At 66.2% G+C, this 5,917-nt stretch carries 4 protein-coding genes and 2 pseudogenes; 2 read left to right on the plus strand and 4 right to left on the minus strand.

The features are described from left to right. Positions 1-288: 288 nt before the first annotated feature. Together C1D09_RS06975 and trhO are read right to left on the minus strand one after the other, a co-directional pair. Positions 289-1,029 (minus strand): tellurite resistance TerB family protein, encoded by a 741-nt coding sequence (locus C1D09_RS06975; RefSeq protein ID WP_143973588.1) that lies wholly within the window; start codon positions 1,027-1,029, stop codon positions 289-291. A gap of 117 nt (positions 1,030-1,146) precedes the next feature. Next, positions 1,147-2,076, minus strand: coding sequence for an oxygen-dependent tRNA uridine(34) hydroxylase TrhO (trhO, locus tag C1D09_RS06980; RefSeq protein WP_143973589.1), 930 nt, complete (start codon positions 2,074-2,076; stop codon positions 1,147-1,149). A 189-nt stretch (positions 2,077-2,265) separates the two neighbouring features. On the opposite strand from trhO, the gene C1D09_RS06985 reads away from it, so the two are divergent. Beyond that, positions 2,266-2,904 (plus strand): 2-dehydro-3-deoxy-phosphogluconate aldolase, encoded by a 639-nt coding sequence (locus C1D09_RS06985; RefSeq protein WP_095772736.1) that lies wholly within the window; start codon positions 2,266-2,268, stop codon positions 2,902-2,904. Positions 2,905-2,915: 11 nt separating this feature from the next. On the opposite strand, the gene C1D09_RS06990 is transcribed toward C1D09_RS06985, so the two are convergent. After that, a complete protein-coding gene (locus C1D09_RS06990; RefSeq protein WP_143973590.1) occupies positions 2,916-3,665 on the minus strand; it encodes an SDR family NAD(P)-dependent oxidoreductase in 750 nt (249 codons plus the stop codon). Positions 3,666-3,795: 130 nt separating this feature from the next. Between C1D09_RS06990 and C1D09_RS06995 the strand changes: the two are divergent. Next, positions 3,796-4,687, plus strand: a pseudogene (locus C1D09_RS06995) (AraC family transcriptional regulator). Positions 4,688-5,144: 457 nt separating this feature from the next. Here C1D09_RS06995 and C1D09_RS07000 read toward each other — a convergent pair. Next, positions 5,145-5,917 (minus strand): annotated as a pseudogene (locus C1D09_RS07000) (DUF882 domain-containing protein); the annotation flags it as partial.

Genomic DNA, 5,917 nt, shown 5'->3' on the forward strand with positions numbered 1-5,917 from the left:
CCGGCAGCGCCTGTCGTGCCCGACTGATTTTCAGGATTTGGCTCGGCAGAAGGCATCGCAAATGACGGCAGCGATGGCAAGCGGACCCGCACGAACATGCCTTGAAAAATGGCGCTCCAGTTGCGGAGCACGCCCCAGCTTGGGCCGACAAAAAGGGCGGTCATTGGCGACCGCCCTGATCTGAACCGGGCTTGGGAGGAGGAAAAGCCGATCCGACTGTCTAGAATGATGCGCTTCCTCAGTTAACGAAAGGTTAACGCAGGAAGGACGGCCTGTCCCGATCCGACCCTACCAGCGTGAATCGGGCGAAGTCCCGGCGTTTGTTGCGGGAGCCTTGACTGCCGAAACCGTCGCCTCGACATGGTCGACCAGCGCGTCCGGCAGGCCAAGCCGGCCGGCAAGCAGGTCGAGATAGCCGCGCTCGGCGCGCGTGTCGGGATCGATGGTGAGACGCGACGCCGTGTAGAGTTCGAGCTTCTGCGCGTCGGTCCTGGCCTCCGCCACCAGCGTGTCGAGGTCGAGCGGGCTTTCCAGCTCCGCCATCAGGAATTTCTCTGCATCGGCGCCGATCCCCGCAAGGCTGAGCTTGCCGGCGATCTTCTTGCGCTCCTCGTCGTCGACGTGGCCGTCGGCCTTGGCCGCCGAGATCATCGCCCGCACCAGGGTCAGCGTGAATTCGTCCTCGCCCTGCGGCGCCTGCGACGGATGGAAGGCGGTGTCCTTTGGCGGCGGCAGCAATTCCGGTTCGCCGGCGGCGGGCGCCTGCTCCGGCGCGTTGCCGGCCTTGTAGTTCTGGTAGGCCTTGTAGGCGAGGCCACCGATCGCGGCCAATCCACCCAGCTTCACCGCCGCGCCTGTCACCTCGCGGCCGGCCCCTGTTCCAAGCAGCACGGCCGCCAGCGCACCGGCGGCCAGCGGGTTGTCCTTGGCCATCTGTACGGCCTGGCCCGCCTTGTCGCGGACGGTGCCGCTGGTGCCGGGAATTTGCGAACCGAGCAGATCGTCGAGAAGCTTCTTGGGATCGAACATTCAGTGCCTCCAGCATGTGCCCGGCCGAACGGGCAGGTTTCGAACGCCGAAGACGTAGGTCCCGAAACCTGACATTGCAATGACGGGCCGCCCGCTTGCCGGGCCCGCTTGCCCGAATCAGGACCCGATATGCGGCCCCTTGCTCCGCGCCTGCGCAAGCTCGACCTGCCGCTGGCGCTCGGCGTAGCGCTGACGGTCCTCGTCGGTACGAACGTCGAAGCAATGCGGGCAAGAAATGCCTGTGACATATCTGGGTGATGCCAACTCACTCGCGGTCAGCGGGTGGCGGCAGGCGCGGCAGAGTTGCGCGTCACCCTCGGCGAGACCGTGCGACACCGAAACCCGCTCGTCGAAGACGAAGCACTCGCCTTGCCACAGGCTCTGCTCGGCCGGAACCTCCTCGAGGTATTTGAGGATGCCGCCCCTGAGATGGAACACATCCTCGAAGCCGAGCGATTTCACGTAGGCGGTCGCCTTTTCGCAGCGAATGCCGCCGGTGCAGAACATCGCCACCTTGCGGCCCTCGAGTTCCGCCCGGTGCGCTTCCACCCAGGCCGGGAATTCGCGAAAGCTCGCGGTGGCCGGATCGACCGCGCCCTTGAAGGTGCCGATGGAGACCTCGTAGGCATTGCGCGTGTCGATGACGATCGTGTCGGGCTCGGAAATCAGCGCGTTCCAGTCGGCGGGCGCGACATAGGTTCCGGCGCTTGTCGCCGGGTCGATGTCCTGGACGCCCATGGTGACGATCTCGCGCTTCAGCCGCACCTTCATGCGGTGGAACGGCATTTCCGCGGCTGCGCTGTATTTGATCTCGAGCCCCGCCAGCCCGTCGATGGCTTCGATATGGTCGATGAGCTCGGCGACCGCTGCTTCGCTGCCGGCGACGGTGCCGTTGATGCCCTCATGCGCCAGAAGCAGCGTGCCCTTGATGCCGCGTCCGCAGCAGAAGGCCGCGAGCGGCGCGCGCAGCCTCTCGAAGGCGTCGAGCCGGGCAAACCTGTAGAGCGCGGCGACGCGGACCGGCTGGGATGGAGCGGACGGTATCATTGCCAGAGCAACTAGACGCTCGTAAAAGCCGATTCAAGGCGAAACCGGCTTCGGCACCTGTCATGGCCCGTCGGGAAAGAGCCGGCAAGCTGTCCGGCAGCGCGTGACATCGCGACGCGACCGGTTTCATGGACAGGCAAACACCCGTCTGCTAATCGGTTGAAATAACCCTTGGCTATGGAGAGGCAGATGCCCAGCAAGACCGAAAAACTCCTGTCGCTCCTCAACGGCCAGCCGGTCATTCCGGTACTGAAGATCGATGATGTCGCCAATGCGGTGCCGTTGGCCCGTGCCCTGGCACGCGGCGGCCTGCCGGCGATCGAGATCACGCTGCGGACCGCCGATGCGCTGGAAGCGATCCGGCGGGTGGCGGCCGAGGTCGAGGAAGCGATTGTCGGCGCCGGCACCATTCTGGACAGCAGGCAGTTCGACGAGGCCGCCAGCGCCGGCTCGCGCTTCATCGTCAGCCCCGGCATCACGCGCGAGCTTCTGGCAGCAGCCGCCGACAGCGAGGTTCCGCTGCTGCCCGGCGCCATCACGCCCGGCGAGATCATGGCCGCGCGTGAAGCGGGCCTGCGCTTCTTGAAATTCTTCCCGGCCGAGCAATCCGGCGGCATCGCCTCGCTGAAGGCTTTTGCCTCGCCGCTGGCCGATGTCAAATTCTGCCCGACGGGCGGCATCACCGGCAAGAACGCGGCCGACTACCTCAGCCTGCCCAACGTCATCTGCGTCGGGGGCTCCTGGGTCGCGCCCGACGACATGGTCAAGGCCGGCAAGTGGGACGAGATCGAAGCGCTCGCACGCGCTGCCAGCCAGCTCAGGAAATAGTCGGTCCTCGTTCACCAGGGCAACGCACCGTTCTCGTCGAAATAGCCGCCGGTCGGCCCGCCAGCCTCCAGCGTCGCCAGCTGCACGATGACCCCGGCGGCCTGCTGCACCGTACGGCCGCCCCTGTGCGCATTGAGGTCCGTCGCGGTGTAGCCGGGAGCGGCGGCGTTGACCATGATGCCGCGCGGCGACAGCTCCCGGGCGAAGGCCACGGTGATGGCATTGAGCGCTGTCTTCGAGCTGCCATAGCCCATGACATTGGGCGACTGGCTGTTGCCGGCGGCGCGCGCGATCGATCCGAGGTAGCTGCTGACCATGACGATGCGGGCGGCGGGCGCTGCCAGGAGCAGCGGCAGGAAGGCCTGGGTGACGCGAACCGGTCCGAACACGTTGACGTCAAAGGTGGCCTTCATATCCTCAACGTTCTCTCGGCTTGGCGGCCGTCCGTAGCGGCCGTCAGGTCCGAGCGCGTCCACATAGCCTGGGGCGATGCCGGCATTGTTGACCAGCACATCGAGGCTGGAGACCTGCGCCGTCAAGGTCCCGGCCGCCGCCGCCACGCTGTCGTCGCTGGCGACGTCGAGAGCGAGCCATTCGACGTCGAGCGCTTCATTGCGCAACGCCCTTGCCGCGCCCTCCCCGCGCTCGGCATCGCGAGCGCCGAGCCAAACCTTGAACCCCATGGCTGCCAGCCGGCGAGCGGTTTCGAGGCCGATGCCCTTGTTGGCGCCGGTGATCAGCGCATTCGTTTTCGTCGTCATGTCCACGTCTCCTTCTTTGGAACCCAGACATGACGTGCGCCGGCCGATTTGGCGCGCCGGATACTCGCGTCCTCTTGCCTAATCCTCTCAACTGATTGCGCGGCCCGCATGGATCGGCAATGCTGAAGACATGGAAGGACGCTTGCAGGAACTGATCGCGATCGCCGGCCGCCATGCGCATGGGCGGCGCACAAGGACGGCCATCCCGCGTGTCACCATCGGCCGTAGCGAGGTTGCAACCCCGCCGCTGCCCGAGCTTTGCCAGCCGACGGCGCTGTTCGTGCTGCAAGGTGCCAAGACTGTGCTGATCGGCGACCGCACGCTTCGCTACGGCGCCGGCAGCTATTTCGTCTATGCGGTGGAGACGCCCGCCACCAGCCAGCTGGTCGAGGCGAGCAGCGCCCTTCCTTACATGGCCATCGCCTTCGCCCTCGATGTCGGATTGATCGCCAGCCTGCTTGTCGACCACAAGCCTGCGGTCGACGGCGACAACTTCGTCACCAACCGGCTGGATGACGAACTGCTCGATGCCTGGCGCCGCATGCTGCGGCTGCTCGACCGTCCGGTCGAAATTCCGGTGCTCGCGCCCATGCTCGAACGTGAGATCGCGTTCCGCCTGCTGCAGGGTCCGCAAGGCGCGAAGCTGCGCCAGCTGGCGCGCGCTGACGGCCGCCTGTCGCAGATCCGCCGTGCCACCGCCTGGATACGATCGCACTACAACGAGCCTATCGATGTGAATGAGCTGGCGGCGCTCGCACATATGAGCAACGCTTCGTTTCACCGCCACTTCAAGGCGGCAACCGCCATGAGCCCGATTCAATACCAGAAGCAGGTCCGGCTGCTGGAAGCGCGTCATCTGCTGATCGCGGAGCCAGGCAGCGCCACGTGTCGCTTTTGTCGTCGGCTATGAAAGCGCATCCCAGTTCAGCCGGGAATATGCGCGCCATTTCGGATTGCCGCCGGCACGTGACGCCGCACGGCTTCTGGCCAGGGGCGAGGCCGCCACGCTGGAGATCGACTAGGGCTCGGAACAGGCCGTAAGCGCTACATCGGCTGGCACGAAAAAGGCCCGGCCGACTCCCGCCGACCGGGCCAATTCTCCCGGATCCTATCGGTTCCGGATCAGCGGCAGAGCCTGACCTTCTCGGTCACCCTGTGATGGTGCACCCAATGCGTGACCAGCCTGGTCCGGCAGTGATGCTTGCCATTCTTGATGATCACGGTTTCGGCTTGCGATGGAGCAATCGCGGCAGATGCTGCAACCAATGCCAGAACTGACGCCAATAGAACCTTCTTCATGAATATCCTCAGGTTGGAACGCACCCCCAACCAACCCGGAAACGAGGGAGCCGTTCCGGCTTCACGAGAAGTTCAGCCGTGTGTGATCCCCGGTACCGCGACATCGCATCTGCCGTATCCTGGAAAAGCAAAAGCCGCGCTGGTTGCCCGGCGCGGCTTCTGCTGTATCTGGGCAGCCGGCTACTTCGTCTGGAAGCGGGCGACCGACAGGAACCTGACGGCATTGCCGGTGAAGCGGCTGGGGTCTGGCGCCTGGGCGGCGGTCTGGAAGCCGGCGGTATAGACCTCGCTCGGCGCCGTATGCACGATGTTGTAAGCGTAGCCCGGCGCCGTCGTCGCGCTCGAAACGGTGGCGACGTTGTCGCCGCTGGTCAGCGCCCAGCGGGCGGCCTGGGGCGCCGCGGCGACCACCATGGCCCTGGGGCCCGGCTTCTGGTCGCGGGCGGTGGCCCTCGCTTCCTTGCGGGTCGTCTTCACGCCGGCGCCGATCGCTGCGGCCGGATCAGAACCGGCCGGACGGGCGGCAACGGCCTGGCGCGGCGATGCGACATCGACGTACGATGGATCGTTGAAGGCCGAGCGCGGCTCTTCGGAGAGCGACGCAACCTGATATTGGTCGGCATTGCCGACCTGGGCGTTGGCCTCGTCGAGGACGGCCTTGACGGCGTCCGGTTTGGCCGGCTCGGGCCGTGCCGAGGGCAGCACCGAGAACGCATCGGTCGCGGTCTTGCCCTGTTCGGCCGTATCCGCCAGCGCCATCAGCACATCCTTGCTGGGCGGCGGCGCGAGATCCGCCGGCAGCGTGCGTTCGGGACGCCATGTCGGCACGGGGATGTTGTTGACGGCAACCTGCGCCGGATCGGCGGCAGCAGCCGCGGCGAGCGCTGCGGGGTCAGCCTTGCCGAACGGCATGTTCGCCGGCGCCTGCGCGGTCGCCACGGCCTGTTCGGGGG

It is taken from the genome of Mesorhizobium intechi (assembly GCF_002879535.1).
Lineage (GTDB): Bacteria > Pseudomonadota > Alphaproteobacteria > Rhizobiales > Rhizobiaceae > Mesorhizobium > Mesorhizobium intechi.